A 25391-nucleotide genomic window follows, 5' to 3' on the forward strand; every position below is an offset into this window, starting at 1 on the left:
AGCAGCCTCAGATGTTGAAGCTTTCGCCGCAGCCACATTCACCGCGCACGTTGGGGTTGTTGAACTTGAAGCCTTCGTTCAACCCTTCCTTGACGAAATCGAGTTCGGTGCCGTCCAGGTAGGCCAGGCTTTTCGGGTCGATGATCACTTTCTCGCCATGACTTTCGAACACCTGATCCTCTGCAACCACCTCGTCGACAAACTCCAGCACGTAGGCAAGGCCGGAACAGCCCGTGGTGCGAACACCCAGACGAATCCCCTCACCTTTGCCGCGCCCGTCAAGGGAGCGTCGCACGTGTCGAGCAGCCGCTTCTGTCATGCTGATAGCCATCGGTGACTCCTTACTCGTCGCCAAATCTTGAAAGTCAGATCAAGCCTTTCTTCTGCTTGTAGTCGCGAACGGCCGCTTTGATAGCGTCTTCAGCGAGTACGGAGCAGTGAATTTTTACTGGCGGCAGGGCCAGCTCTTCAGCCAGCTGAGTGTTCTTGATGGTCTCTGCTTCATCCAGAGTCTTGCCTTTCATCCACTCGGTCGCCAGGGAGCTGGAGGCGATCGCCGAACCGCAACCGTAGGTCTTGAACTTGGCGTCTTCGATGATGCCTTGCTCGTTGACCTTGATCTGCAGGCGCATCACGTCGCCGCACGCTGGAGCGCCGACCATGCCGGTGCCGACATCTGGGTCTTCCGCGTTCATCTTGCCGACGTTGCGCGGGTTCTCGTAGTGGTCGATGACCTTTTCGCTGTAAGCCATGGTTCTTAATCCTCACTCATCAGAGAGTCGCTCTTGAGCCCTGCGAATCGAAATCCTGCAGGGCCGGTTTGCGGCGACTTGAAATCAGTGTGCCGCCCACTCGATTTTCGAAATGTCGACACCGTCTTTGTACATGTCCCACAGCGGCGACAAGGTGCGCAGCTTGGTAACGGCCTCGCAGACTTTCTGCGCGGCGTAATCGATTTCTTCTTCGGTGGTGAAACGGCCGAAGGTGAAGCGAATCGAGCTGTGTGCCAGTTCGTCGTTGCGGCCCAGGGCGCGCAGTACGTACGAAGGCTCAAGGGAAGCCGAGGTGCAGGCCGAACCGGACGAAACCGCCAGATCCTTGAGCGCCATGATCAGCGACTCGCCTTCAACGTAGTTGAAGCTCAGGTTCAGGTTGTGCGGAACGCGGGCGGTCATGCTGCCGTTGATGTACAGCTCTTCCAGGTCTTCGACCTGCTTGAAGAAACGGTCACTCAGGGCTTTGATACGCACGTTCTCGGCAGCCATGTCTTCCTTGGCTACACGGAATGCTTCACCCATGCCGACGATCTGGTGGGTCGCCAGGGTACCGGAACGCATGCCACGCTCGTGACCGCCGCCGTGCATGGTCGCTTCGATGCGAACACGCGGCTTGCGGCTCACGTACAGTGCGCCGATGCCTTTAGGGCCGTAGGTTTTGTGAGCGGAGAACGACATCATGTCGACTTTCAGCTTCGACAAGTCGATATCGACCTTGCCGGTGGACTGAGCAGCGTCGACGTGGAACAGAATACCCTTGGAACGGGTCAGTTCGCCGATGGCTTCGATGTCGTTGATGGTGCCGATTTCGTTGTTCACGTGCATGACCGAGACCAGGATGGTGTCGTCGCGCAGGGCGGCTTCGATCATCGCCGGGGTAACCAGGCCATCGGTCTGAGGCTCGAGGTAGGTCACTTCGAAACCTTCACGCTCCAGTTGGCGCATGGTGTCGAGGACAGCCTTGTGCTCAATCTTGGTGGTGATCAGGTGTTTGCCTTTAGTGGCGTAGAAATGCGCCGCACCCTTGATTGCCAGGTTGTCGGACTCGGTGGCACCGGAGGTCCAGACGATTTCACGCGGGTCGGCGTTGACCAGGTCTGCGACCTGACGACGAGCGTTTTCGACGGACTCTTCAGCTTTCCAGCCGAACACGTGAGAACGGGACGCCGGGTTACCGAAGTTTCCGTCGACCAGCAGGCATTCACTCATTTTTTGCGCAACACGCGGATCAACCGGGGTGGTCGCAGAGTAATCAAGGTAAATCGGCAATTTCATGGACTATCTCCTAAATCAGGCTGGCTGGCGTGCCGCTAGCTCTTTGGCTGTCATTCGACGGCGGACGCTTCAATCTTGTCCAGGCGTGGCGTCTTGCTGTTGCAACGACGCTGGTCCTGACGCTGGGCTACTTCTTGTACCTCACGGCGAGTGACAAGATCAGCCAAGCTGATACCGCTCAGAAATTCGTGAATCTGCAGGCTCAGATCGCACCACAAGTGGTGAGTCAGGCAAGTGTCGCCTTGATGGCAATCACCTTGGCCCTGGCACTTGGTGGCATCGACCGATTCGTTCACCGCATCGATCACCTGGGCGACCTGGATGCCCTGCATGTCGCGGGACAACTGGTAGCCACCGCCCGGACCACGAACGCTGGACACCAGATTGCTGCGGCGCAATTTGGCAAAGAGCTGTTCGAGGTAGGACAGGGAGATGCCTTGGCGCTCGGAGATATCGGCCAGGGACACCGGCCCGTGCTGCGCGTGCAACGCCAGGTCGAGCATGGCGGTTACGGCGTATCGGCCTTTTGTAGTCAGTCGCATGGACAATTACCACGGAGTTCGGAATGGGGCGAGTATGCAATTCCCGAGTATTTAAGTCAACTATAAGACCTAGTACTTTAGTCAGGATTACCCGCAAAAGAGCGGCCGCATCATAGCAAAGGCGGGCCGGTTACAGCCAGCAGTACCGCGTTATCGTTCTTCGCGGGCAAGTCGGATCGCCGCCCGCTCGCTCCCACAGGCGTTGCGCTGATCCTGTAGGAGCGAGCGGGCGGCGATCCGACTTGCCCGCGAAGGGACCGACTCGGTCTAGCTGGCCTGACTCTGATCCTTGTCCTTCACACAGGCAAAATCTTCTTCGCGCAGCTCAGGCAGCTCTTTTGCACAGTAATTACTGCCCAGATCCTTCAACGCCCCGCACATCCCCTCCAGACGACCATCGACCGCCTGCAAGTGATCCAGCAATTGGTTAATGGCACGCGCCACCGGGTCAGGCATGTCTTCGCCAACACCGTAGGCATCGAAGCCGATCTTCTCGGCCATGGCCTTGCGCTTGGCGTCCTGCTCTTCATCGGATTTGACGATGATCCGCCCTGGAATCCCGACTACTGTCGCGCCGGCAGGCACAGCCTTGGTCACCACGGCGTTGGAGCCGACCTTGGCCCCCGCACCCACCGTAAAAGGACCGAGCACCTTGGCGCCCGCCCCCACTACCACGCCATCTTCCAGAGTCGGGTGACGCTTGCCCTTGTTCCAACTGGTGCCACCCAGGGTCACGCCCTGATAAAGAGTGACGTCGTTGCCGATCTCGGCGGTTTCACCGATGACGATGCCCATGCCATGGTCAATAAAGAAGCGACGACCGACCTTGGCGCCCGGATGGATTTCAATCCCGGTCAACCAGCGACCGAAGTTCGACACCAGCCGCGCCAGCCATTTCCAGCCCATGCCCCACAGGGCGGACGACAGGCGATGGATCCAGATGGCGTGCATGCCCGGGTAGCAGGTCAGAACTTCAAAGGCGTTGCGCGCTGCCGGATCACGATGGAAAACACTCTGGATATCTTCACGCAAACGCTCGAACATTTTTAATCCTTCCGCTTTAGAAGCTCGCCACGGGCCGCTTTCTGGGTTTCCGTGAGGATGCCACGCAATATATTCATTTCCGCCCGGCTGACCGAGCTGCGACCGTACAACCGGCGCAGGCGCGCCATCAAGTGCCGTGGTTTTTCCGGATCGAGGAACTCGATGGCCACCAGGGTTTGCTCCAGGTGCTCATAGAATCGCTCCAGTTCATCCATGGTCGCCAGCTCACCACTTTTGGTGGACGCCACTTCATCCTTCTCGACCTTGCTCGGCTGACCTTGGGCCGCGAGCCAGGACATCCGTACTTCATAGCTCAACACCTGCACCGCTGCCCCAAGGTTCAGCGAACTGAACTCAGGGTCTGATGGAATGTGCACGTGATAATGACATCGCTGTAGCTCTTCATTGGTCAGGCCGGAATCTTCACGACCAAACACCAAGGCAATCTCGGCACCCGACGCCGCTTCCTCGACCACTTTCACACCGCACTCGCGGGGATCAAGCAACGGCCAGGGAATGCGACGGTCACGGGCACTGGTGCCGAGCACCAGATTGCAGCCGACCAAGGCATCTTCCAAGGTGGCGACGACTTGCGCGTTTTCAAGGATATCCCCGGCGCCGGAAGCACGAGCGTCAGCCTCGTGGTGCGGGAACAGCCGCGGCTCGACCAGCACCAGCCGCGACAGGCCCATGTTCTTCATGGCACGCGCAGCCCCGCCGATGTTGCCGGGGTGGCTGGTATTGACCAGGACGACACGAATGTTATGCAGCACGGGAGGCGTCTCGAACACAGAAATGGGGAGCAGAATCTTACAGTTCATCAGGGTGTCCCGCCTCAAAAATAACTGTTCACTTTTGACGGCGTTCAATGTTGGCATGCTGCGTTGCCGCTTCTCCCCATAGCACGCTATGAGTCGGCGCGGCGCCTTGCCTGCCAACATTGACCACTCGTCAAAATGTGAACGTATTTTCGAGGCGGGACACACCGTTAAGCTATGAAAGCGAACACCGACCTTCACCTGTAGAAAAGTTCTGATAGAATGCCCGGCTTTCTTTAACAACCTTAGGTGACACATCCATGCAGCCCATGCTGAATATCGCGCTGCGCGCCGCCCGCAGCGCCAGTGAATTGATCTTCCGCTCCATCGAGCGCCTGGATACCATCAAGGTCGACGAAAAAGACGCCAAGGATTACGTATCCGAGGTGGATCGCGCTGCCGAACAGAAAATCATCGACGCGCTGCGCAAGGCCTACCCGAACCACTCGATCATGGGTGAAGAAACCGGCATGCACGCCGGCACCGGGATCGAAGGCGAAGAATACCTGTGGATCATCGATCCGCTGGACGGCACCACCAACTTCCTGCGCGGCATTCCTCACTTCGCTGTCAGCATCGCCTGCAAATACCGCGGTCGCCTGGAACACGCTGTTGTTCTGGACCCGGTTCGCCAGGAAGAATTCACCGCCAGCCGTGGTCGTGGCGCTCAACTGAACGGTCGTCGCCTGCGCGTCAGCGGCCGCACCAGCCTGGACGGCGCCCTGCTGGGTACCGGCTTCCCGTTCCGTGACGACCAGATGGACAACCTCGACAACTACCTGGGCATGTTCCGCGCTCTGGTCGGCCAGACCGCCGGTATCCGCCGCGCTGGTTCGGCGAGCTTGGACCTGGCCTACGTGGCTGCTGGTCGCTTCGACGCTTTCTGGGAATCGGGCCTGTCCGAGTGGGACATGGCTGCAGGCGCCCTGCTGATCCAGGAAGCCGGCGGCTTGGTGAGCGACTTCACCGGCGGTCACGACTTCCTTGAGAAAGGCCACATCGTTGCCGGTAACACCAAGTGCTTCAAAGCAGTATTGACGGCCATCCAGCCGCACCTGCCTGCCTCGCTGAAACGCTAAGCGACCGGCCACAAAAAAGCACCCTTCGGGGTGCTTTTTTTATGCCTGGAATCCTCCCTCAACAACACCACCGACCAAATGTGGGAGCGGGCTTGCTCGCGAATGCAGTGTGTCAGTCACCATCATTGTTGAATGTGAAGCCGCCTTCGCGAGCAAGCCCGCTCCCACAGGGATCTGTGGTGAGGCATAAATCGCGATCACAAAAAAAGCACCCGTCCGGGTGCTTCTTTTTAAACCTGAGCTACTTAATGAGCCTGCTCACTCTGCGACAGAACCAGCTTGCCTTCCTTGTCGACCGGAATCTGGTTACCCGGATCGCGATCCATCCGCACCTTGCCTTCCTTGCCATCCAGCGAATAACGAACGTCATAGCCAACGACCTTGTCGCTGATGTCATTCACCGTGTTACAGCGAGTTTGCGTTGTGGTGTAGGTGTCACGCTCCTGCATGCCCTCCTGCACCTTGTTGCCGGCATATCCGCCGCCAACCGCGCCCGCAACCGTGGCAATTTTCTTGCCGGTGCCGCCGCCGATCTGGTTACCCAGCAGACCGCCTGCCAGCGCACCCACCACCGTACCGGCGATCTGATGTTGATCTTTCACCGGCGCCTGCCGGGTCACTGCTACATCCTTGCACACTTCACGTGGCGTCTTGATTTGTGTCTTGACCGGTTCAACGGCTAGCACTTGCGCATACTCAGGGCCGCTTTTAACCAGGCTGTAGGTGGCAACAGCACCCCCGGCAGTTACACCGACAGCACCCAATACCGCACCAACCAGTAACGACTTGTTCACATGAACCTCCTGACCATCACCCGCGGAACATGTCCGCGCTTCTCCCAGCCTTGGAGCATAAAAAAAGGCGCGAGTTCAACTCGCGCCTTTTTCGGCTGACAACTGGAGAAGCGATGGCCGTTATGGACGGTCGTCGACTTCCTTATCGGTAGCCACTGTAGGAATCAGATCCTCAGTACTCAGGTTCAGCCAGATCAGCACGACGTTGGCGATGTAGATCGACGAGTAGGTACCTGCCAACACACCGATAAACAGCGCGATGGAGAAGCCAAACAGGTTGTCGCCACCAAAGAACAGCAGGGCCGCGATCGCCAGCAAGGTGGAGATCGAGGTCGCCATGGTCCGCAGCAGGGTTTGTGTGGTCGAGATGTTGATGTTCTCGATCAGGCTGGCCTTGCGCAGCACACGGAAGTTCTCACGAACCCGGTCGAATACCACGATGGTGTCGTTGAGCGAGTAACCAATGATCGCCAGTACCGCCGCCAGCACCGTCAGGTCGAAGGTGATCTGGAAGAACGACAGGATACCGATGGTCACGATCACGTCGTGAATCAGCGAAACGATGGCACCGACCGCGAACTTCCACTGAAAGCGGAAAGCCAGGTAGATCAGGATGCCGCCCAGCGCCATCAGCATGCCGAGGCCGCCCTGGTCGCGCAGCTCTTCACCCACCTGCGGGCCGACGAACTCGACGCGTTTGACCGTCGCCGGGTTGTCGCCGCCGACTTTCAGCAGCGCTTCTGCCACTTGATGGCCCAGCTGCGGGTCTTCACCCGGCATACGCACCAGCAAATCGGTAGTCGCACCGAAGCTCTGCACGATTGCCTCGTGATAACCCGAAGTGGTCAGTTGCTCACGCACCTTGGTGACATCGGCCGGACGCTCGTAGGTCAGCTCGATGAGCGTACCGCCGGTGAAGTCCAGACCCCAGTTCATGCCCTTGGTGGCGACGCTGAACAAAGCCAGCACGGTAAGGAACAATGTGACGCCGAACGCAAAGTTGCGAACGCCCATGAAGTTGATTGTACGTAACATGGTAGCCCCTTAAATCCACAACTTCTTGAAGTCACGACCGCCGAAGATCAGGTTGACCATCGCGCGGGTCACCATGATGGCCGTGAACATCGAGGTAAAGATCCCGAGGGACATGGTCACTGCGAAACCTTTGACTGGACCGGTGCCCATCGCAAAGAGAATCCCGCCGACCAGCAACGTAGTCAGGTTGGCGTCGAGAATCGCGGTGAATGCCCGGCCGAAGCCTTCGTTGATTGCCCGCTGTACGGTCATGCCCGCCGCGATCTCTTCACGAATCCGCGAGAAGATCAGTACGTTGGCGTCGACCGCCATACCCATGGTCAATACGATACCGGCGATACCCGGCAGGGTCAGCGTTGCACCCAGCAGCGACATCAGGGCCAGCAGCAACACCATGTTCACGGTCAGCGCGACAGTGGCGATGATGCCGAAGAAGCGGTAGATGGCGATGATGAACAGCGAGACAAACAGCATGCCCCACAGCGATGCATCGATACCTTTGACGATGTTGTCCGCACCCAGGCTCGGGCCAATGGTGCGCTCTTCAGCGAAGTACATCGGTGCAGCCAGACCACCGGCACGCAACAGCAGCGCCAGTTCGGACGACTCGCCCTGACCGTTCAGGCCAGTAATGCGGAATTGAGCACCCAGCGGCGACTGAATGGTCGCCAGGCTGATGATCTTCTTCTCTTCTTTGAAGGTTTGAACCGCTACGTCTTTCTCGACGCCGTTCACCATTTGCTTGGTGTACGTGGTGACCGGACGCTGCTCGATGAAGATCACCGCCATGCTGCGACCGACGTTGCTGCGCGTCGCACGACTCATCAGCTCGCCACCGTGGCCATCCAGACGGATGTTCACTTCCGGCGTGCCTTGCTCACCGAATCCAGCTTTGGCATCGGTAACCTGGTCACCGGTGATGATCAGACCGCGCTCGATCTGTGCCGGCGGACGATTGCCTTCACGAAATTCGAAGCTTTCCGAGGTGGCTTTAGACGCACCAGGCTCAGCCGCCAGACGGAACTCAAGGTTGGCCGTTTTGCCGAGGATACGCTTGGCTTCTGCGGTGTCCTGCACGCCCGGCAGCTCAACCACGATGCGGTTGGCGCCCTGACGCTGAACGATCGGTTCGGCAACACCCAGCTCGTTGACGCGGTTACGTACCGTGGTCAAGTTCTGCTTGATGGAGTATTCGCGGATTTCCGCCAGCTTGGCCGGGGTCATCGCCAGACGAAGCACCGGTTGACCATTGAGGTCGGCCGGAACAATGTCGAAATCGTTGAAGTTCTTGCGGATCAGCGTGCGGGCTTGCTCGCGAGCGGCTTCATCGGTGAAGCCCAACTGAACGGCACCGTCGATTTGCGGCAGGCTGCGATAGCGCAGTTTCTCTTTACGCAACAGGCTCTTCACATCGCCTTCGTACACTTTCAAGCGTGCGTCGAGGGCTTTGTCCATGTCCACTTCGAGCAGGAAGTGCACACCACCGGACAAGTCCAGACCCAGCTTCATCGGGTGCGCGGCGAGGCTGCGCAGCCATTGCGGGGTGGTTTGCGCCAGGTTCAATGCAACGACGTAGTCATCACCCAATGCCTTGCGCACGACGTCTTTGGCCGGCAGCTGGTCTTCAGCCTTGGTCAGACGAATCAGACCGCCCTTGCCATTCGCAGCCAGAGTGGCCGCCTTGACGTTGATCCCGGATTCCTTGAGCGCAACACTCACACGATCCAGATCAGCCTGATTGACTTGCAGCGCAGTGCTTGCACCGCTGACCTGAATGGCCGGGTCATCAGGATATAAATTGGGAGCGGAATAAATCAGACCGACCGCCAGCACCGCCAGGATCAGAATGTATTTCCACAGAGGGTATTTGTTCAGCATCACGCCGCCCGCTTATGACGCGGGGCGCCTTGCGCGCCCCGTCGATTGAGTAGAAGTTGAAACTTAGATCGCTTTCAGCGTGCCTTTTGGCAGCGTGGCGGCAATGGCGCCTTTCTGGAACTTCATTTCGACGGTGTCGGAGACTTCCAGCACCACGAAATCGTCAGCCACTTTAGTGATCTTGCCGGCGATACCACCGGTGGTCACAACTTCGTCGCCTTTTTGCAGGCTGCCCAGCAGGGTTTTCTGCTCTTTGGCGCGCTTGGCCTGTGGACGCCAGATCATCAGGTAGAAGATGACCAGGAAACCGACCAGGAAAATCCACTCGAAACCGCCACCCATTGGGCCGGCAGCAGCCGGTGCAGCAGCGTCAGCCATGGCATTAGAGATAAAAAAGCTCATTTAGCACTCCAGTTGCAAATGTTGAATCTTGGGGTCAGAAAACTCAGTCCAAAGGCGGAACGGGAAGCCCGCGTTTGGCGTAGAAGGCATCGACAAAGGCGGCCAATGTACCCTGTTGAATAGACTCGCGCAAACCAGCCATAAGCACCTGGTAATGGCGCAAATTGTGGATGGTATTCAACATGCTACCCAGCATTTCGCCGCACTTGTCCAGATGGTGCAGATAAGCACGGGAGAAGTTCTGGCAGGTGTAGCAATCGCAGGTCGGATCCAGCGGCGAATCATCATGGCGATGGAACGCGTTACGGATCTTCAGCACGCCTGTATCAATGAACAGATGCCCATTGCGGGCATTACGGGTTGGCATCACGCAATCGAACATGTCCACACCGCGGCGCACACCCTCAACCAGATCTTCCGGTTTGCCAACGCCCATAAGGTAACGAGGTTTGTCAGCCGGCATCTGACCCGGCAGATAATCCAGGACCTTGATCATCTCGTGTTTCGGCTCGCCCACCGACAGACCGCCGATAGCCAGGCCATCGAAGCCGATATTGTCGAGACCTTCCAGGGAGCGCATGCGCAGGTCCTGGTGCATGCCGCCCTGAACGATGCCGAACAGCGCCGCCGTGTTGTCGCCATGGGCTTCTTTCGAACGCTTGGCCCAACGCAACGACAGCTCCATGGAAATCCGCGCGACGTCTTCATCCGCCGGGTACGGCGTGCATTCGTCGAAAATCATCACGATGTCCGAGCCCAGGTCACGCTGGACCTGCATCGACTCTTCCGGCCCCATGAACACTTTGGCGCCATCCACAGGAGAGGCGAAAGTCACGCCCTCTTCCTTGATCTTGCGCATCGCGCCCAGGCTGAACACCTGAAAACCACCGGAATCGGTCAGTATCGGGCCTTTCCACTGCATGAAATCGTGCAGGTCACCGTGCTTCTTGATCACTTCGGTGCCAGGACGCAGCCACAAGTGGAAGGTGTTGCCCAGAATGATTTCCGCGCCGGTCGCGGTGATGTCCCGCGGCAGCATGCCTTTGACGGTGCCGTAAGTACCCACCGGCATGAACGCCGGGGTCTCGACGGTACCGCGCGGGAAGGTCAAGCGACCACGACGAGCCTTGCCGTCAGTAGCAAGCAACTCAAACGACATACGACTTTGGCGACTCATTCTTTGTCCTCAGGGCCACGTGGTGCGGGATTACGGGTGATAAACATCGCATCACCGTAGCTAAAAAAGCGGTATTGATGCTCGACGGCGGCTTTATAAGCGGCCATGGCTTCGGGATAACCGGCGAACGCCGAAACCAGCATCAACAGCGTGGATTCGGGCAAATGAAAGTTGGTGACCAGGGCATCGACCACATGAAACGGGCGGCCCGGGTAGATAAATATGTCAGTGTCGCCACTGAACGGCTTGAGCACGCCATCGCGCGCGGCGCTTTCCAGGGAACGCACGCTGGTGGTCCCCACGGCAATCACCCGACCACCGCGAGCGCGGCAAGCCGCGACGGCATCGACCACGCCCTGGCCGACTTCCAGCCATTCGCTGTGCATGTGGTGATCTTCGATCTTCTCGACCCGCACCGGCTGGAACGTGCCAGCACCCACGTGCAACGTCACGAACGCCGTCTCGACGCCCTTGGCGGCAATCGCCTCCATCAGCGGCTGATCGAAATGCAGCCCCGCCGTCGGCGCCGCCACCGCGCCCAAACGCTCGGCGTACACCGTCTGATAACGCTCGCGGTCCGAGCCTTCATCCGGGCGGTCTATATAAGGAGGCAACGGCATGTGCCCGACGCGGTCGAGCAGCGGCAACACCTCTTCGGCAAACCCCAGCTCGAACAACGCATCGTGACGCGCCAGCATCTCGGCCTCGCCACCGCCGTCGATCAGGATCTTCGAACCCGGCTTCGGCGACTTGCTGGACCGCACATGGGCCAGCACACGATGACTGTCGAGCACCCGCTCCACCAGGATTTCCAGCTTGCCGCCGGAAGCCTTCTGGCCAAACAGCCGCGCCGGAATCACCCGGGTATTGTTGAACACCATCAAATCGCCCGGGCGCAAATGCTCGAGCAAATCAGTGAATTGACGGTGCGCCAGGGCGCCGCTGACCCCATCAAGGGTCAACAGGCGACTGTTGCGACGCTCGGCCAAAGGGTGGCGAGCAATCAGCGAATCAGGGAGTTCGAAAGTAAAGTCAGCAACGCGCATGATGGGGTTCGTCTAGCAGGGGCCGGAAGTCTAGCCGAAATAGTGAAAATTCTCTATGTACCTGATTGACCGACGGTAATCTCATCTCTATACTTCGCCGCCATTGAGCCCTGATGGCGGAATTGGTAGACGCGGCGGATTCAAAATCCGTTTTCGCAAGAAGTGGGAGTTCGAGTCTCCCTCGGGGCACCAAAATTAAGAAAGGTCTTGCTTTGGCAAGGCCTTTTTTTTCGTCTGCGATAAAGTGACTGACACCCCGCCGACCTGTAGGAGCCGGCTTGCTGGCGATGCTTTTGATCTCCTCGTTCTCGATTGGTACGACAATTCTCAAGGATTCATCCCATGGAACTGCTGCTGGAAACTGTTGCTCTGTTCTCTCTCAAGCTGGCTTATGAGACGGAGGGGTCGAGTCCGATCCTTCGGGATGATCCGATCATGAGCGATTACGAGCGGGAGGTGTTTGGGTTGCTGGTGCGCCGGGGGGATGTTGAGGGGATTCAGTTTAGAGTGGCGCACTGCATAGGTTTGGCACTGGACGCCATAGGCGGGGCTGATACGCCGCTTGGGCGTGAACTGCAACGGTTGTCAGCAGATTTCAGCAGTGCACGGACAATGGAGCAGCTTAATGCGCCGCTCATAGCGCTTAAGGATTACTTGAAAGACATTCAGTGAATGATCGAGTGAGGCAAAGTTTAGTAACCCTTTACACCGACTAGTGCTGGCTAGGGTCTTGGCTGATATGGAAATCTATCTGCCCACTTTTCAATTGCGTCAGCAGACAGCAACGAAAGACCTTTTCGGCATCACGGGACGTATCAATGCGGCAAATCGCCCTCAGCAACAAACCACTCAGAGGCATTCCCCGCCGCCTTCGCGCTCTGGAACGCTGGGCCTCCAGTTTTCGCGACGAGTTTTACCCACGATCCGAGCAAATGGAGCGCTACACACATTGGAAGATCCCGGTGCACGAGGCATTAGTTCAAGGCCCTCAAGCCAGGATCGAAGTTCAGGCCTTCTGCGTTCAGCAAATACTCGAAGCCGCTATCCACCTGTCCATCGCTGCTGACCACTCACAGGGTTACTACCGCGTCGCTTGCCTACTGGTGTGGCCATGGGTTCATCAGAGCGAGGTCACCGTCTTTTATGACCGGGACTATTATCTGGGCTTTCTCGGTGAAACTAACGATCTTATGCCAGAGCGGATCAGTTGTGCTCTAGCGTTGCATATACCAGCGAATTTCATCGAGCACGGGCATGACGTAACTCAACCTGACGATGAAGTCGCAGTACAGTGGTGGTGCATCGGGGAACCGGCCTGACGGCTTTGGCGAGCCGGCGCACTCTCACAGGGATTGAGGTGAGCTGATAGGCATCGCTTGACCCGAGTGCGTGAGTAATAAATCTTCCCCTTCCCTGTTATAAATTGTAGTACCTCTGCGCCCGTCATTCCGAATGCTTTCAAGCAGGACTATAGGCATTGGTGACAATTGAGGGAGACCAGCTTGGAGGAAAACCTAATCGCCAGTATCCTGTTAAGGCAAGCCTGTTCAAAAATATTGTTAGCCATCTATTAGCAGTCTTAAACGCACACAGAGAGAAAACTGGGATGTTGACATCTGAAGAAGAAATACAAGTGCTTGCCGACAAAATAAGGCCAGACCAAACCTTAAATTCAAATTTTGATTTAATTTCAAGCATAAAACTACAAAAAATAGGTTTTATCTATACAAACAATGCGCTAACCACTGAAGTCACAGGCAATATAGATCTCAAAGCTCGCACAATAATAATCCACCCACTTCAAAAACTTAATGCATCATCAACCTACTGCCTTTCCTACCTCCTAGGCGCAGCAGTATTATTTAACTCAGATGAAATTTCATCCATCTCGGTATCGAAGAACATCATAGATCTCACCCTAACCAAAAATCACCCCATACCAAAAAGTATAATCGAATCTCAAATCAGCTTATTCATAAATTCATTGTTAATGCCCAGACGACTTACAGAAAGGCTCGTAGACCAACTCATGAGCGACTTTGATATAAAAGACCACAACCATGGGCTGATATTCGTAGACTATCAAGAGTGCAACCACACTCAATATGTAAAAATGATTAACAATATTTGCAGCATCATGTCCGTCTCTAGCAACCTTGCGATTAGCCGCCTTACCGCATTAGAAATATTAAAAGACACACGGACACGCAAACCCAAGAATTGGTCGACTTATGTAGCCGACCCAGAAAAAGAAACAAACAGAAAAGCCGAAGCACCACGACGGGTATATATTGATCTTGGCGAAGACTTAAACCAAGAACCCCCTCTCTGACTCAATATTTACACCTAGACTGGGAGCATTAAAATGCAGCCTGAACATTACGACTTTGATAACGCCCTGTATCTCCCAGTTAGCGAAAAAACTGTCAATCGCCTAATAGCATCTGGCGAAGATAAAATATTGGACACCCTCTCCAATGCAGAACTCTCTGCAATTTTAGTAATTCAAAATCTCACAGAAATCTATAAAAACAGCAAAAACCACGCATCTGAACAAATACTAAAAAAACTTATAGCATGGGGAAACGAAAGCGCTAGCAAAAAAAACACAAAACGACTACTAAGTGAAACCAAACGTTTGTTAGACCTACAAAAACTTAAAAACGGACTTAGTATTCTTTCCCAAGCAAAAATCGAGTTGCTTTCAGACAACCTTGTCGAAGAAGCAGCATATCTACTTCCTAACGGGGATTGGGATACAACCTTCAGAGGAAGGTACTTTAATTTAGCATCATCCTATCGTCATCAAATAGTCACCCCAGGAAATCAGGAATTGTGGCTTTCAGATGCGCAAAATATGATAGTCCGTACTCTGCAGGCAAACACTCATGAACATCTACATATCCAGGGCTATGCAGGCATAGGAAAGAGCTTCCTAATTTCATCTTTATTGAATTTTCTAAACCTAAGCAAAACTGTAGTTCTTGTAAAAAACACCAAAAAACTTAATGAGCTAAAAAAGCGCTCAAAGCTTGAAAAATTCAAGCTTTATACATTTGAAGAGTTTTCATTCCGTTTGATTTCAAACAAAGTTGATCGTGCTTCTCTGCGCAACGCTTACGAGACAAAACAATATACCAACGCAGAGATCGCAAGAAATCTAAACATATCAAGCGTAAAAGAACTCGATGAAAATCAGGTAGTTTCTATATGCATGGAAACGATAAACTCATATTGCTTATCTGACGACTACAGCCTAAAAGACAAGCACTTGCCTAACATTGAAAACTATCTTTCACAGATAGACAGAACAGCACTACTTGAGTATTCCATCCGGATCTGGCAATCCATTGACCCATCTCATATCGGCCCGCTCGCTTTACCATTCAACGGGTTTAGCGTAGTAAAAAAAGCGTCCTTGCTTGGAGGCTCCGTACACCCAAGCATTACCCACATACTCATAGATGAAAGCCATGACCTTCCTCCATCTCTTTTGAAAATACTTGAACGTGGCCCTCAATGCCTAATAACTCTAGGCGACGAATATCAGCGATTAACCGGAAAACCAACAAAACGCGGTCTAGAGGTGCGTCAAAAGGAAGCCACACAATCTGTAAGAACCGGGAAAAAGATGGAACAAGCTCTTAACCCGTTAATTTACGCACACCCGAACAAGCTGAAACTGCCTTTTGAGGGAGCCAAAGATACCACATTAAATATTCACCACTATGACATGGCTAATTTACCACCACCCCCTACTACAATATTAGTTGCTAGCCGATGGGGTATGCTTCTTTGGTTTTGGTCACTCCACGATTCCGGGCACTATGCTTCCTTTATGGAAGATAGCGCTGCTAATTTTTCTCAGTTTGCCCATGATTGCCTTCGTCTTTTTCGCGATAACACACCATCCACACATTCAGACTTAGTCCATTATCCAAACTGGAGCTTATTATCTTTAGATCTTAGCAGCGACGAGTCATTTCGCGCAGTAGAAAGAACACTACAAAATGGATATAAGATTGCAGATCTAACTACCACATTCAACAAGCCCGGCAAGAGCACAGAAAACTCATATACATTGGCATTAGCTGAAGAAATCGGAAACATGGAGTTCAACAGCGTGATAATCGCAAACGATTTGATGCCCAACAGCCCACCAAGAGATGGTTATGAACTGGACCGAAGAATATCTACTTTATACACGGCCATTTCCAGAGCGATACAAGAACTATATTTACCTATTGATATTGAAGAGTGGCTCGCAAATTATCGGGTCGCCGGGCTCTATATTCCAGAAAAAAAAAGCTATTAGTTTTATGAACGTAGCTTTCGAGGTTGCATGAAGCGGGTCTGCGCGATAACCTTTGGCCGTCGCTGCCAATTCAGCGACCGGGTGTGGAAACCCGTGTAATTCAAGGCGCAACAGCGCCCCCACCACGTCTGCCGGCGCTTTTTTTGTGTCTGCGGCGTGAGTTATGGCGGCTGTGCGTGGGACGTCTTCGGGCGTGCCGGTTTCCTTGATTCCCGGTTTTCCACCCTGCGCACAGCTGTCACCCATTCGTGTGGAAACGAATGCGGCAGCTTCACATATCAAGGAGTCTGATAATGCGCAGCATCAATCCGTACAAATTTTTGCTTTTCCCTCAACGCGACTCCCAGTTGCGTAATGCCCCACTGTCCACCCTCTCTCATCGCCTCTCCGTCATCGGAGGTGGCAAATGACCGATCAATCAGAGCTGAAAACCATAGGCCTAACTCCCGCCATCTACTGCGCGGACCAAGCCCTGTTCCACGTCACTCGCGGCGTTCCCCTCGGCGATGCGTTATCCATGGCTTCTGACTTTCTGTTTCTCGCGAAGAAGCTGAACGAAGATGCTGCCTACGCTAGAGACACCGACCGCCACGCCTGGGCCGCGCATTATTTGACGGCGATGAGTAAGGCGGTGGTTGATGATGCGGTGAAGGTGCTTACGCGGGGTCGGAGTTCTGCATCGACAGATAAGCGGTCGGCGGAGAAGCCTGAATCGTAGTGGCTGAACAATCGCGGGATGGTTTTGATGCCGGTCGGTGGCTGGTATGACGTTCTGGGGGAGTGAGCTGCTTGGGGTGGCGCCGGGCGCATTGGGATTGATGTTGTCTGGGCTGGCGCTATCCCGAGCAGGCTCACTCCTACAGGGGTTTTGTGTGCTGATTGGGGTTCGGGATTTGCCTCGAGGTTTTTGGGGCTTTTTATTATTCAGCCCAGGGTGAATGGCTTTTGGTTTACAGCGGGATAGACCAACGCATCTGCTCCCTGAATTGCCCACGGATCTGATGCTGTTTCTCACCTGCAGCGCCTGATATACATCACCCATCGACAGGCCCTCAGGGCATTAGGCCAGTGAGTGAACGCCCCGCGCCACGCTCATCTAGACTTAATGGATAGTCGTAGGCAGAACCGAACACGTCGCTTTGGTGCAGTTCAATCAAAAGCGCCGTGGCAAGCTGCCCTTTATGCCCAGTAGAGGCGCGGCGAAGACCGCGTCGGGCACAACAAGATGCCCGCTCAGGGTGCCCTGGCCAACGGCCTGAAATTGCCACGATTCCGTGACGTGGTGTGAGTGCCGCAGCCGACACTTTCGGACGACCGACGACCATCTGGTTTGTCCGTGACCGTGAGGATTGCTGAATGCCTGATGAGAGTTTGCACCTGCCTGTGGTCAACACCCTGCTGGAGCGCCACAAGGGCTCTGCGGGTGCACTGTTGCCCATTCTTCATGATATTCAGGAACGCATCGGTTACATCCCCGATGTGGCCGTCCCCGAGATTGCCCACGCCCTCAATCAGAGTCAGGCGGAGATTCGCGGGGTGATCAGCTTTTACCATGACTTCCGTACCGCGCCACCGGCCCGGCATATCCTGCGTCTGTGCCGGGCTGAGTCGTGCAAGAGCCGCGGTGCCGAGCAGCTTGCGGCGCAGTTGCGCGAACGTCTGCAACTGGACGATCACGGCAGCAGCGCTGATGGCAGCATCAGTTTACGGCCGGTGTATTGCCTCGGTGCCTGTGCCTGCTCGCCCGCTCTGGAGCTGGATGGTCGGGTGCATGCGCGGCTTAGCGCCGAGCGTCTGGATGCGTTGCTCGACGCTTGCCGGGAGGACGCATGATGCCGTCGCTCTATCTGCCCAGTGATTCGCTGGCCCGTGCGGTGGGTGCCGATGAGGTGGCGGTGGCCCTTATTACTCAGGCCCGGGAACGCAATTTGCCACTGGAGTTGCAGCGCACCAGTTCTCGCGGCCTGTATTGGCTGGAACCGCTGCTGGAAGTGGACAGCCCGCAAGGCCGGATCGGCTTTGGGCCGCTGACCGCCGCCGATGTGCCGTCCGTGCTCGAAGCGCTGCAAGGCGAGCCGTCCGCGCATCCACTGGCCTTGGGCCTGGTGGAAGAGTTGCCTTATCTGAAAACTCAACAACGCCTGCTTTTTGCCCGCGCCGGCATTACCCGGCCGCTGTCGCTGGATGACTACCGGGCCCATGGCGGTTTCGAGGGTTTAACGAGGGCCGTGACCGTTGGCGGTGAGCAAACCGCAACGGAAGTGTTCGATTCAGGCCTGCGAGGACGTGGCGGCGCAGCCTTCCCCGCGGGGATCAAATGGCGCACGGTGCGCGCTACCCAAGCGGCGCAGAAATACATTGTGTGCAACGCCGACGAAGGCGATTCCGGCACCTTCGCCGACCGCATGTTGATGGAAGGCGATCCCTTCCTGCTGATCGAAGGCATGGCCATTGCCGGCATCACTGTCGGCGCCACCTACGGTTACATCTATGTACGCTCGGAATACCCAGACGCCGTGGCCACCCTGCGCCAAGCGCTGGACATCGCCCGGACAGCCGGCTACCTCGGCGCCAATGTTGGCGGCAGCGGCCAGGCTTTCGATATGGAAGTGCGCGTCGGTGCCGGCGCGTACATCTGCGGTGAAGAAACCGCGCTGTTGGACTCGCTCGAAGGCAAACGCGGGATCGTCCGCGCCAAGCCGCCGATCCCTGCGTTGAAGGGGCTGTTTGGTCTACCCACGCTGGTGCACAACGTACTGACTTTGGCCTCGGTGCCGCTGATTCTGGCCAAGGGTGCGCAGTTTTATCGCGACTACGGCATGGGCCGTTCCCTGGGCACCATGCCTTTCCAGCTGGCGGGCAACATTCGTCACGGCGGTCTGGTGGAACGGGCATTTGGCCTGACCTTGCGGGAGCTGGTGGAAGACTACGGCGGCGGAACCGCCAGTGGTCGGCCGCTGAAGGCCGCGCAAGTTGGCGGGCCGCTCGGCGCTTGGGTGCCACCCGCGCAATTCGACACGCCGCTGGATTACGAAGCCTTCGCCGCCATCGGCGCGATGCTCGGTCACGGTGGTGTAGTAGTGGCGGACGACAGTCTGGACATGGCCCACATGGCGCGTTTTGCGATGCAGTTCTGCGCCGAGGAATCCTGTGGAAAATGCACGCCTTGCCGCATCGGCTCGACACGGGGCGTGGAGGTGATCGACCGCTTGCTGGCCGCGCCGGACCAGAGCGGTCGCGATGCGCAGGTGATCATCCTCAAAGACCTGTGCGACACCCTGCAATACGGTTCGCTCTGCGCGTTGGGCGGCATGGTCTCCTTTCCAGTCGCCAGCGCCCTCAAGCACTTCCCCGCCGACTTCGGTCTGCAAGCCTCGGAGGCCGAGCAATGATTACTCTCTTCGACCCGAAAACCGATATCGATCTGGGCACCCCGGCCCGCGACAGCCAGGTGCAAGTCACCCTGAACATCGATGGCCGCAACATCAGCGTGCCCGAAGGGACCTCGGTGATGCGCGCCGCTGCGCTGCTGGGCACCACCATTCCCAAACTGTGCGCCACCGACAGCCTGGAAGCCTTCGGTTCCTGCCGCATGTGCCTGGTGGAGATCGACGGCATGCGCGGCTACCCGGCGTCCTGCACCACGCCGGTCACTGAAGGCATGAGCGTGCACACCCAGACGCCGAAGCTCGCGACCCTGCGGCGCAACGTCATGGAGTTGTACATCTCCGATCACCCGCTGGACTGCCTGACCTGCTCGGCCAACGGCAACTGCGAGCTGCAAACCGTGGCCGGCCAGGTCGGCTTGCGGGAAGTGCGTTACGGCTATGAAGGCGACAACCATCTGGCCGACGTGAAGGACACGTCCAACCCCTACTTCGACTTCGACCCGAGCAAGTGCATCGTCTGCAACCGCTGCGTGCGCGCCTGCGAAGAAACCCAGGGCACGTTTGCCCTGACCATTACCGGGCGCGGTTTCGAATCCCGGGTGGCGGCCGCCGGTGGCGAGAACTTCCTCGACTCGGAATGCGTGTCCTGCGGCGCCTGTGTGCAAGCCTGTCCCACCGCGACCCTGATGGAAAAAAGCGTGGTGGAACTGGGGCAGCCCGAACGCAGCGTGATCACTACCTGTGCCTATTGCGGCGTGGGCTGCTCGTTCCGCGCCGAGATGAAAGGCGACAAGCTGGTACGCATGGTTCCCGACAAAAACGGCCAAGCCAACCACGGCCACTCTTGCGTCAAGGGGCGCTTTGCCTGGGGGTACGCCACCCACCCGGATCGCATCACCAAACCGATGATCCGCCAGCACATCAACGACCCGTGGCAGGAAGTCAGCTGGGATGAGGCGGTGACCTACGCCGCCAGCGAGTTCCGACGGTTACAGCAAAAATATGGCCGCGATTCCATTGGCGGCATCACCTCCAGCCGCTGCACCAACGAAGAAACCTATCTGGTGCAGAAGCTGGTGCGCGCCGCCTTCGGCAACAACAACGTCGACACCTGTGCGCGGGTCTGCCACTCGCCGACCGGCTATGGCTTGAAACAAACCTTGGGCGAGTCCGCCGGCACCCAGAGTTTCGACTCGGTGATGCAGGCCGACGTGATTCTGGTGATGGGCGCCAACCCCAGCGACGCCCACCCGGTGTTCGCCTCCCAGCTCAAACGCCGATTGCGTGAAGGCGCGCGGCTGATCGTCATCGACCCACGGCGCATTGATCTGGTGGATTCGGTGCATGCCCGCGCCGAACTGCACCTGGCCCTGCGCCCGGGCACCAACGTCGCCATGCTCAACGCCCTGGCCCACGTCATCGTCACCGAAGGCCTGCTCGACCAGGCCTTTATCGATGCCCGATGCGAGGGCAGCGATTTCGCCCGCTGGAGCGAGTTCGTCAGCCGCGCGGAAAACTCACCGGAAGTGCTTGGCGACATTTGCGGCGTAGACGCTGCCGACATCCGTGCCGCCGCCCGTCTGTACGCGGGCGCTGGCAATGCGGCGATCTACTACGGTCTGGGAATCACCGAACACAGCCAGGGCAGCACTGCGGTGATGGGCATCGCCAACCTCGCCATGGCCACCGGTAACATCGGTCGCGAAGGCGTCGGTGTGAACCCGCTGCGGGGGCAGAACAACGTTCAGGGCTCCTGCGACATGGGTTCCTTCCCTCACGAGCTGCCCGGTTACCGGCACATCTCCAACGAGGTGGTACGGGCGCAGTTCGAACAAGCGTGGAACGTCACCTTGCAACCCGACCCGGGCCTGCGCATTCCCAATATGTTCGAGTCTGCGTTGGCCGGCAGCTTCAAGGGCTTGTATTGCCAGGGCGAAGACATCGCCCAGAGCGATCCGAATACCCAGCACGTCACCGCAGCGCTGTCGGCCATGGAATGCGTGGTGGTGCAGGACATTTTCCTCAACGAAACCGCCAGGTTCGCCCACGTGTTCCTGCCGGGCAGTTCGTTCCTGGAAAAAGACGGCACCTTCACCAACGCCGAGCGGCGCATCTCCCGGGTGCGCAAGGTGATGGAGCCTCTGGGCGGCAAGGCCGACTGGGAAGGCACCGTGGCCCTGGCCAACGCCCTGGGCTACCCGATGCACTACACGCATCCATCGCAAATCATGGATGAAATTGCCAGCTTGACGCCGACCTTCACCAACGTCAGCTACGCCGCACTGGACAGCCACGGCAGCCTGCAATGGCCGTGCAACGCCGCCGCGCCGGACGGCACGCCGACCATGCACATCGACGAATTCGTGCGCGGCAAGGGGCGCTTCATGCTCACCGGCTACGTGCCCACCGAGGAAAAGGTCAACAATCGTTATCCGCTGCTGCTGACCACCGGGCGCATCCTCAGCCAGTACAACGTCGGCGCCCAGACCCGGCGTACCGAAAACGTCGCCTGGCACGACGAAGACCGCCTGGAAATCCACCCGACCGACGCCGAGAGCCGTGGCATCAACGAAGGTGACTGGGTCGGTATCGGCAGCCGCGCCGGACAAACCGTACTGCGTGCGCGGGTCACCGAACGGGTCGCCCCGGGCGTGGTGTACACCACGTTCCACTTCCCGGAATCGGGGGCCAACGTCATCACTACCGACAACTCCGACTGGGCCACCAACTGTCCGGAGTACAAGGTCACCGCCGTGGAAGTCAGTCGCGTCTACCACCCTTCCGAGTGGCAAAAACGCTACCAGGCCTTCAGCGACGAGCAGGACCGTCTGCTCAAGGATCGCCGTCAGGCCCGTGGCGCTAAAGCGGAGGTACGCCGATGAGTACGGAGAACCTGATCAAGATGGTCAACCAGATCGCCCTGTATTTCGCCACCGAACCGGACCAGCAACAGGCCGTGCTTGGTGTGCGTAATCATCTGCAGATGTACTGGACGCCCGGTATGCGCAAGGAGTTGCTGGCCTGGCAGACGGAGCATCAGGGGGCGGACTTGCATCCACTGGCGCAGGCGGCGGTCAGTGGGGCGGGGTGGGAGGCTTAGGTTCACACAACCTCAAGATTGACCGAAAACCTGTGGGAGCGGGCTTGCTCGCGAATGCGGAGTGTCAGGCGACATTACAGTGACTGACACTCCGCTTTCGCGAGCAAGCCCGCTCCCACTGGGTGTGTGTGTTCAGAGCAGATGTTGGGAGATCAGCTTCGAGATCTCTACCATCGAAGTCCTGCCGGTGAACTCGAACTTCACCTTCCCCAACGACGAAAAATAAATTTCCAACTCGGAATCCAGGTCAAACGTCCCGGACGTTTCCACCGAATACGCCACGATGTTTTTATACGGCAACGAGGTGAAGTCTTTCTTGCTGCCGGTGAGGCCCTGGACGTTGACCGCGATGATCCGTTTGTTGGTAAACACCACGCCATCGCGCATGGATTTGTAGGAGTCGATCACCTGCTCCCCATCCAATAGCAGCGAAGTAACGCGTTCGGCGTATTCGTCGTTCTGCTTGAGTTTGAAGAAGCCTTTGTTGTTGAAATCAATCATCTGCCATTCCCTGTTTTCAAATGAACATCTAAGCCGGATGCACGGGCAACACCACCAACGCCTCCAACCCGCCCTTCGACCGATTGCGCAGTTTCAATTCCCCGCCATGCTCCAACACAATAGCCCGCGCCGCCGATAATCCTAACCCGACTCCCCCGGTACTTTTGTTACGCGATCCTTCCAGGCGAAAGAACGGCGTGAATACCTGTTCATGACTCGACTCGGGAATCCCCGGCCCACGATCCAGTACTTTGATCCGCACGTCCCCGGCAGCAGGTATCAGTTCAATAGCCGGCTCACTTGCGTACTTGATCGCGTTATCGAGCAGATTGGTCATCACCCGCTTAAGCCCCAACGGTCGCCCGAAATACACCAGTCGCAGCGGCCCGCTGAACGCGATGTCGACACCCTGATCCCGATAATCATCCAGCAACGTTTGCAGCAATTCCGCCAGATCAAACTGGGTCGCCGGCTCAAGCCGGGCATCATCCCGGAAGAACTCCAGCGCCGAATTGATCATCGCCTGCATTTCATCCACATCACGAAACAGCCGCTGCTGTTGCTCGCTGTCTTCAATGAATTCCCCGCGCAAGCGCATCCGCGTCAGGGGCGCGCGCAGGTCGTGGGAGATGGCGGCGAGCATTTGGGTACGGTCGCGGATGAAGTGTTGCAGTTGGGCCTGCATGGCGTTGAACGCGAGGATCGCCTGACGAATTTCTTGGGGGCCGAGGGGTTCGATGGGCGGCGCGCGGAAGTCCACACCGAAACGCCGGGCGCCGTCGGCGAAGTGTTGCAAAGGTGTGGCGAGGCGGCGGGTGGCGATCAGTGTGACGAGGGTGGTAGAGATGAGTACCAACAAGATGACGATCAGGTAGCGTGGCGTATCGTCGAGGCCCCAATTGCGCGAGTGTGCGGCGAACAACAGCCAGGAGGCGTCCGGCAACTCGATCAGCAGCGCGTAATGCCCGTCCGCCGAGTTTTCCGTCCAGTCGGCCGGCTCATAGACCTGGATACGACCGGCGAATTTAAGCAACGGTTGCAGGACGGTCGAGCCGACTTCCGAATCCAGATCCTCCACCGTCGGCAGATTGAGCTCGCGCCGATCAAGGTGCCAACTGACGGTGAAGCCGTCATCGCTGACGGATTGCGCCAGCTGGCTGCGCAGTGGTGCCGGGGCGGCCTGGATGATACGGGTGATGGCGGCCATTTTTTCCAGCAACCCGGTTTCGGTCAGTGGCGGGCGCGCCCACACGCCGGCCAGTTGGATAAACAGCCCGTTGAGCGCCAGCGAAATGAGCATCGCCAGAATGATCGTCAAAGCGATCCAGCGCGCCACCGTGTCCCGGCGAATCCGTTTCAGCCAGCTCATCGTCGGGTCACGCTGGGGGTGAACAGGTAGCCGCCATTACGCACGGTGCGAATCATCGCCGGACGTTTACTGTCGGATTCGAGTTTGCGCCGCAGGCGGCTGACTTGCACATCGATGCTGCGATCGAACGCGTCATGGCAATGCCCGCGCGCCAGGTCCAGCAACCGCTCGCGGGTGAGAATGCGCTGGGGGTGTTCGACGAAAACCAGCAGCAAGTCGAACTCGCCGGCCGAGAGCGGGATCATCACATTGTCCGGCGAACGCAGTTCACGACGTGTGACGTCGAGGTGCCAGTCGGCGAAGTCGATCAACGGCCGCGGGCGCTCCTGCACGACCGGGCGGCGCTCGTCCACGCGGCGCAACACGGCGCGCACTCGGGCCAGCAGCTCACGGGCGTCGAAGGGTTTGGTCAGGTAATCATCGGCGCCCAGCTCGAGCCCGACGACCCGATCACTGAGTTCACCCATGGCGGTCAGCATGATCACCGGCATGGCGTAGCGAATCCGCAATTGCTGACACAGGATCAATCCACTGTCCCCCGGCAGCATCACATCAAGAATGATCAGGTCCGGCGGCTGTCGCTCGATGGCCGCCCACAGCGACGCGCCGTCGGTGGCGACTTCGACGCTGTAGCCGTGCTGCACGAAGAATTTTTTTAGCAGATCGAGGACTTCAAGGTCGTCGTCCACAATTAAAAGGCTGTTCACCGAAGGTCACTTGAGGGGGCGAATGGAACCGCCATCTAAAACCATTCACAGCAGCGCGTCATATATTTCAATCCTGCAATAAAACGTCAGCGCCGCAATAAACCAGACATCTTTGCGCAAGGCTCGGGGTTCAGCATCTCGGCG

At 57.2% G+C, this 25391-nt stretch carries 25 protein-coding genes and 1 tRNA gene; 11 read left to right on the forward strand and 15 right to left on the reverse strand.

The window, feature by feature from the left end; translation table 11 throughout:
* Positions 1 to 7: 7 nt before the first annotated feature.
* The 6 genes from iscA to trmJ form a co-directional block, all read right to left on the reverse strand.
* On the reverse strand, positions 8 to 331 hold the full coding sequence (iscA, locus tag EYC95_RS04990) for an iron-sulfur cluster assembly protein IscA (RefSeq protein WP_003227904.1): 324 nt from the start codon (positions 329 to 331) through the stop codon (positions 8 to 10).
* A gap of 34 nt (positions 332 to 365) precedes the next feature.
* Positions 366 to 752: a Fe-S cluster assembly scaffold IscU gene (gene iscU / locus EYC95_RS04995; RefSeq protein ID WP_007929523.1), complete on the reverse strand. Its 387-nt coding sequence runs from the start codon at positions 750 to 752 to the stop codon at positions 366 to 368.
* Positions 753 to 836: 84 nt separating this feature from the next.
* Positions 837 to 2051, reverse strand: coding sequence for an IscS subfamily cysteine desulfurase (locus EYC95_RS05000; RefSeq protein ID WP_131059384.1), 1215 nt, complete (start codon positions 2049 to 2051; stop codon positions 837 to 839).
* A 50-nt stretch (positions 2052 to 2101) separates the two neighbouring features.
* Entirely contained in the window at positions 2102 to 2593 is a 492-nt protein-coding gene (iscR, locus tag EYC95_RS05005) for a Fe-S cluster assembly transcriptional regulator IscR (protein WP_008042436.1), read from the reverse strand.
* Positions 2594 to 2860: 267 nt separating this feature from the next.
* Positions 2861 to 3637, reverse strand: a complete 777-nt coding sequence (gene cysE / locus EYC95_RS05010) for a serine O-acetyltransferase (protein WP_131059385.1) — start codon at positions 3635 to 3637, stop codon at positions 2861 to 2863.
* Positions 3638 to 3639: 2 nt separating this feature from the next.
* Positions 3640 to 4410, reverse strand: coding sequence for a tRNA (cytosine(32)/uridine(32)-2'-O)-methyltransferase TrmJ (gene trmJ / locus EYC95_RS05015; protein ID WP_010457884.1), 771 nt, complete (start codon positions 4408 to 4410; stop codon positions 3640 to 3642).
* 305 nt (positions 4411 to 4715) lie between these two features.
* On the opposite strand from trmJ, the gene suhB reads away from it, so the two are divergent.
* Positions 4716 to 5534 carry an inositol-phosphate phosphatase gene (suhB, locus tag EYC95_RS05020; protein ID WP_008014726.1) on the forward strand — a complete coding sequence of 273 codons (819 nt, stop codon included), beginning with the start codon at positions 4716 to 4718 and terminating at the stop codon, positions 5532 to 5534.
* A 245-nt stretch (positions 5535 to 5779) separates the two neighbouring features.
* On the opposite strand, the gene EYC95_RS05030 is transcribed toward suhB, so the two are convergent.
* From EYC95_RS05030 to queA, 6 genes are all read right to left on the reverse strand, one after another.
* Positions 5780 to 6328 carry a glycine zipper 2TM domain-containing protein gene (locus EYC95_RS05030; protein ID WP_131059386.1) on the reverse strand — a complete coding sequence of 183 codons (549 nt, stop codon included), beginning with the start codon at positions 6326 to 6328 and terminating at the stop codon, positions 5780 to 5782.
* 120 nt (positions 6329 to 6448) lie between these two features.
* Positions 6449 to 7363: a protein translocase subunit SecF gene (gene secF, locus EYC95_RS05035; RefSeq protein ID WP_131059387.1), complete on the reverse strand. Its 915-nt coding sequence runs from the start codon at positions 7361 to 7363 to the stop codon at positions 6449 to 6451.
* A 9-nt stretch (positions 7364 to 7372) separates the two neighbouring features.
* Complete coding sequence (gene secD, locus EYC95_RS05040) at positions 7373 to 9241, reverse strand: protein translocase subunit SecD (protein ID WP_131059388.1); 1869 nt, start codon at positions 9239 to 9241, stop codon at positions 7373 to 7375.
* Positions 9242 to 9304: 63 nt separating this feature from the next.
* Complete coding sequence (gene yajC, locus EYC95_RS05045; protein ID WP_131059389.1) at positions 9305 to 9643, reverse strand: preprotein translocase subunit YajC; 339 nt, start codon at positions 9641 to 9643, stop codon at positions 9305 to 9307.
* A 43-nt stretch (positions 9644 to 9686) separates the two neighbouring features.
* Entirely contained in the window at positions 9687 to 10802 is a 1116-nt protein-coding gene (tgt, locus tag EYC95_RS05050; RefSeq protein WP_161781309.1) for a tRNA guanosine(34) transglycosylase Tgt, read from the reverse strand.
* 14 nt (positions 10803 to 10816) lie between these two features.
* Positions 10817 to 11866, reverse strand: a complete 1050-nt coding sequence (gene queA, locus EYC95_RS05055) for a tRNA preQ1(34) S-adenosylmethionine ribosyltransferase-isomerase QueA (protein WP_131059390.1) — start codon at positions 11864 to 11866, stop codon at positions 10817 to 10819.
* A 107-nt stretch (positions 11867 to 11973) separates the two neighbouring features.
* On the opposite strand from queA, the gene EYC95_RS05060 reads away from it, so the two are divergent.
* The 10 genes from EYC95_RS05060 to EYC95_RS05110 all read left to right on the forward strand — a co-directional run bounded on the left by EYC95_RS05060 (position 11974) and on the right by EYC95_RS05110 (position 22670).
* Positions 11974 to 12058: transfer RNA gene (locus tag EYC95_RS05060), tRNA-Leu, on the forward strand.
* Between the two features lie 150 nt (positions 12059 to 12208).
* On the forward strand, positions 12209 to 12538 hold the full coding sequence (locus EYC95_RS05065) for a hypothetical protein (RefSeq protein ID WP_131059391.1): 330 nt from the start codon (positions 12209 to 12211) through the stop codon (positions 12536 to 12538).
* Between the two features lie 146 nt (positions 12539 to 12684).
* Positions 12685 to 13185, forward strand: a complete 501-nt coding sequence (locus EYC95_RS05070) for a DUF3916 domain-containing protein (protein ID WP_131059392.1) — start codon at positions 12685 to 12687, stop codon at positions 13183 to 13185.
* Between the two features lie 158 nt (positions 13186 to 13343).
* Positions 13344 to 14198 carry a hypothetical protein gene (locus EYC95_RS05075; RefSeq protein ID WP_131059393.1) on the forward strand — a complete coding sequence of 285 codons (855 nt, stop codon included), beginning with the start codon at positions 13344 to 13346 and terminating at the stop codon, positions 14196 to 14198.
* 33 nt (positions 14199 to 14231) lie between these two features.
* Entirely contained in the window at positions 14232 to 16181 is a 1950-nt protein-coding gene (locus tag EYC95_RS05080; protein WP_131059394.1) for a hypothetical protein, read from the forward strand.
* A 406-nt stretch (positions 16182 to 16587) separates the two neighbouring features.
* The gene (locus EYC95_RS05090; RefSeq protein ID WP_131059395.1) at positions 16588 to 16899 is read left to right on the forward strand and encodes a DUF3077 domain-containing protein; all 312 of its coding nucleotides are present in this window, start codon (positions 16588 to 16590) and stop codon (positions 16897 to 16899) included.
* A gap of 638 nt (positions 16900 to 17537) precedes the next feature.
* Entirely contained in the window at positions 17538 to 18014 is a 477-nt protein-coding gene (locus EYC95_RS05095; protein WP_131059396.1) for a formate dehydrogenase subunit gamma, read from the forward strand.
* Complete coding sequence (locus EYC95_RS05100; protein ID WP_178083819.1) at positions 18011 to 19573, forward strand: NADH-quinone oxidoreductase subunit NuoF; 1563 nt, start codon at positions 18011 to 18013, stop codon at positions 19571 to 19573. Before EYC95_RS05095 ends, EYC95_RS05100 begins: the two co-directional genes overlap by 4 nt.
* Positions 19570 to 22452, forward strand: a complete 2883-nt coding sequence (fdhF, locus tag EYC95_RS05105; RefSeq protein ID WP_131059397.1) for a formate dehydrogenase subunit alpha — start codon at positions 19570 to 19572, stop codon at positions 22450 to 22452. The genes EYC95_RS05100 and fdhF overlap by 4 nt, the downstream gene beginning before the upstream one ends.
* Entirely contained in the window at positions 22449 to 22670 is a 222-nt protein-coding gene (locus EYC95_RS05110) for a formate dehydrogenase subunit delta (protein WP_131059398.1), read from the forward strand. The genes fdhF and EYC95_RS05110 overlap by 4 nt, the downstream gene beginning before the upstream one ends.
* A gap of 132 nt (positions 22671 to 22802) precedes the next feature.
* Here the strand turns inward: EYC95_RS05110 and EYC95_RS05115 are convergent, their stop codons facing one another.
* Genes EYC95_RS05115 through EYC95_RS05125 form a run of 3 tightly spaced genes read right to left on the reverse strand, consistent with a single transcriptional unit; the run spans position 22803 to position 25247 of the window.
* Positions 22803 to 23171, reverse strand: a complete 369-nt coding sequence (locus EYC95_RS05115; protein ID WP_131059399.1) for a PH domain-containing protein — start codon at positions 23169 to 23171, stop codon at positions 22803 to 22805.
* Between the two features lie 28 nt (positions 23172 to 23199).
* Positions 23200 to 24540: an ATP-binding protein gene (locus tag EYC95_RS05120; RefSeq protein ID WP_131059400.1), complete on the reverse strand. Its 1341-nt coding sequence runs from the start codon at positions 24538 to 24540 to the stop codon at positions 23200 to 23202.
* Positions 24537 to 25247, reverse strand: a complete 711-nt coding sequence (locus tag EYC95_RS05125; RefSeq protein WP_131059401.1) for a response regulator — start codon at positions 25245 to 25247, stop codon at positions 24537 to 24539. Before EYC95_RS05125 ends, EYC95_RS05120 begins: the two co-directional genes overlap by 4 nt.
* Between the last annotated feature and the right edge of the window lie 144 nt (positions 25248 to 25391).

The organism is Pseudomonas sp. BGI-2 (assembly GCF_004310295.1).
Classification (GTDB): Bacteria; Pseudomonadota; Gammaproteobacteria; order Pseudomonadales; family Pseudomonadaceae; genus Aquipseudomonas.

Excerpts from the sequence above, each read along its gene's own strand:
- EYC95_RS05100 (WP_178083819.1), top strand. The coding sequence starts at position 18,011 with ATGATGCCGTCGCTCTATCTGCCCAGTGATTCGCTGGCCCGTGCGGTG.
- iscU (WP_007929523.1), bottom strand. The coding sequence starts at position 752 with ATGGCTTACAGCGAAAAGGTCATCGACCACTACGAGAACCCGCGCAAC.
- iscR (WP_008042436.1), bottom strand. The coding sequence starts at position 2,593 with ATGCGACTGACTACAAAAGGCCGATACGCCGTAACCGCCATGCTCGAC.
- iscA (WP_003227904.1), bottom strand. The coding sequence starts at position 331 with ATGGCTATCAGCATGACAGAAGCGGCTGCTCGACACGTGCGACGCTCC.
- EYC95_RS05070 (WP_131059392.1), top strand. The coding sequence starts at position 12,685 with ATGCGGCAAATCGCCCTCAGCAACAAACCACTCAGAGGCATTCCCCGC.
- EYC95_RS05000 (WP_131059384.1), bottom strand. The coding sequence starts at position 2,051 with ATGAAATTGCCGATTTACCTTGATTACTCTGCGACCACCCCGGTTGAT.
- EYC95_RS05115 (WP_131059399.1), bottom strand. The coding sequence starts at position 23,171 with ATGATTGATTTCAACAACAAAGGCTTCTTCAAACTCAAGCAGAACGAC.
- EYC95_RS05065 (WP_131059391.1), top strand. The coding sequence starts at position 12,209 with ATGGAACTGCTGCTGGAAACTGTTGCTCTGTTCTCTCTCAAGCTGGCT.
- EYC95_RS05080 (WP_131059394.1), top strand. The coding sequence starts at position 14,232 with ATGCAGCCTGAACATTACGACTTTGATAACGCCCTGTATCTCCCAGTT.
- EYC95_RS05120 (WP_131059400.1), bottom strand. The coding sequence starts at position 24,540 with ATGAGCTGGCTGAAACGGATTCGCCGGGACACGGTGGCGCGCTGGATC.
- yajC (WP_131059389.1), bottom strand. The coding sequence starts at position 9,643 with ATGAGCTTTTTTATCTCTAATGCCATGGCTGACGCTGCTGCACCGGCT.
- queA (WP_131059390.1), bottom strand. The coding sequence starts at position 11,866 with ATGCGCGTTGCTGACTTTACTTTCGAACTCCCTGATTCGCTGATTGCT.
- EYC95_RS05095 (WP_131059396.1), top strand. The coding sequence starts at position 17,538 with ATGCCTGATGAGAGTTTGCACCTGCCTGTGGTCAACACCCTGCTGGAG.
- secD (WP_131059388.1), bottom strand. The coding sequence starts at position 9,241 with ATGCTGAACAAATACCCTCTGTGGAAATACATTCTGATCCTGGCGGTG.
- secF (WP_131059387.1), bottom strand. The coding sequence starts at position 7,363 with ATGTTACGTACAATCAACTTCATGGGCGTTCGCAACTTTGCGTTCGGC.
- EYC95_RS05090 (WP_131059395.1), top strand. The coding sequence starts at position 16,588 with ATGACCGATCAATCAGAGCTGAAAACCATAGGCCTAACTCCCGCCATC.
- tgt (WP_161781309.1), bottom strand. The coding sequence starts at position 10,802 with ATGTCGTTTGAGTTGCTTGCTACTGACGGCAAGGCTCGTCGTGGTCGC.
- cysE (WP_131059385.1), bottom strand. The coding sequence starts at position 3,637 with ATGTTCGAGCGTTTGCGTGAAGATATCCAGAGTGTTTTCCATCGTGAT.
- fdhF (WP_131059397.1), top strand. The coding sequence starts at position 19,570 with ATGATTACTCTCTTCGACCCGAAAACCGATATCGATCTGGGCACCCCG.
- EYC95_RS05110 (WP_131059398.1), top strand. The coding sequence starts at position 22,449 with ATGAGTACGGAGAACCTGATCAAGATGGTCAACCAGATCGCCCTGTAT.
- suhB (WP_008014726.1), top strand. The coding sequence starts at position 4,716 with ATGCAGCCCATGCTGAATATCGCGCTGCGCGCCGCCCGCAGCGCCAGT.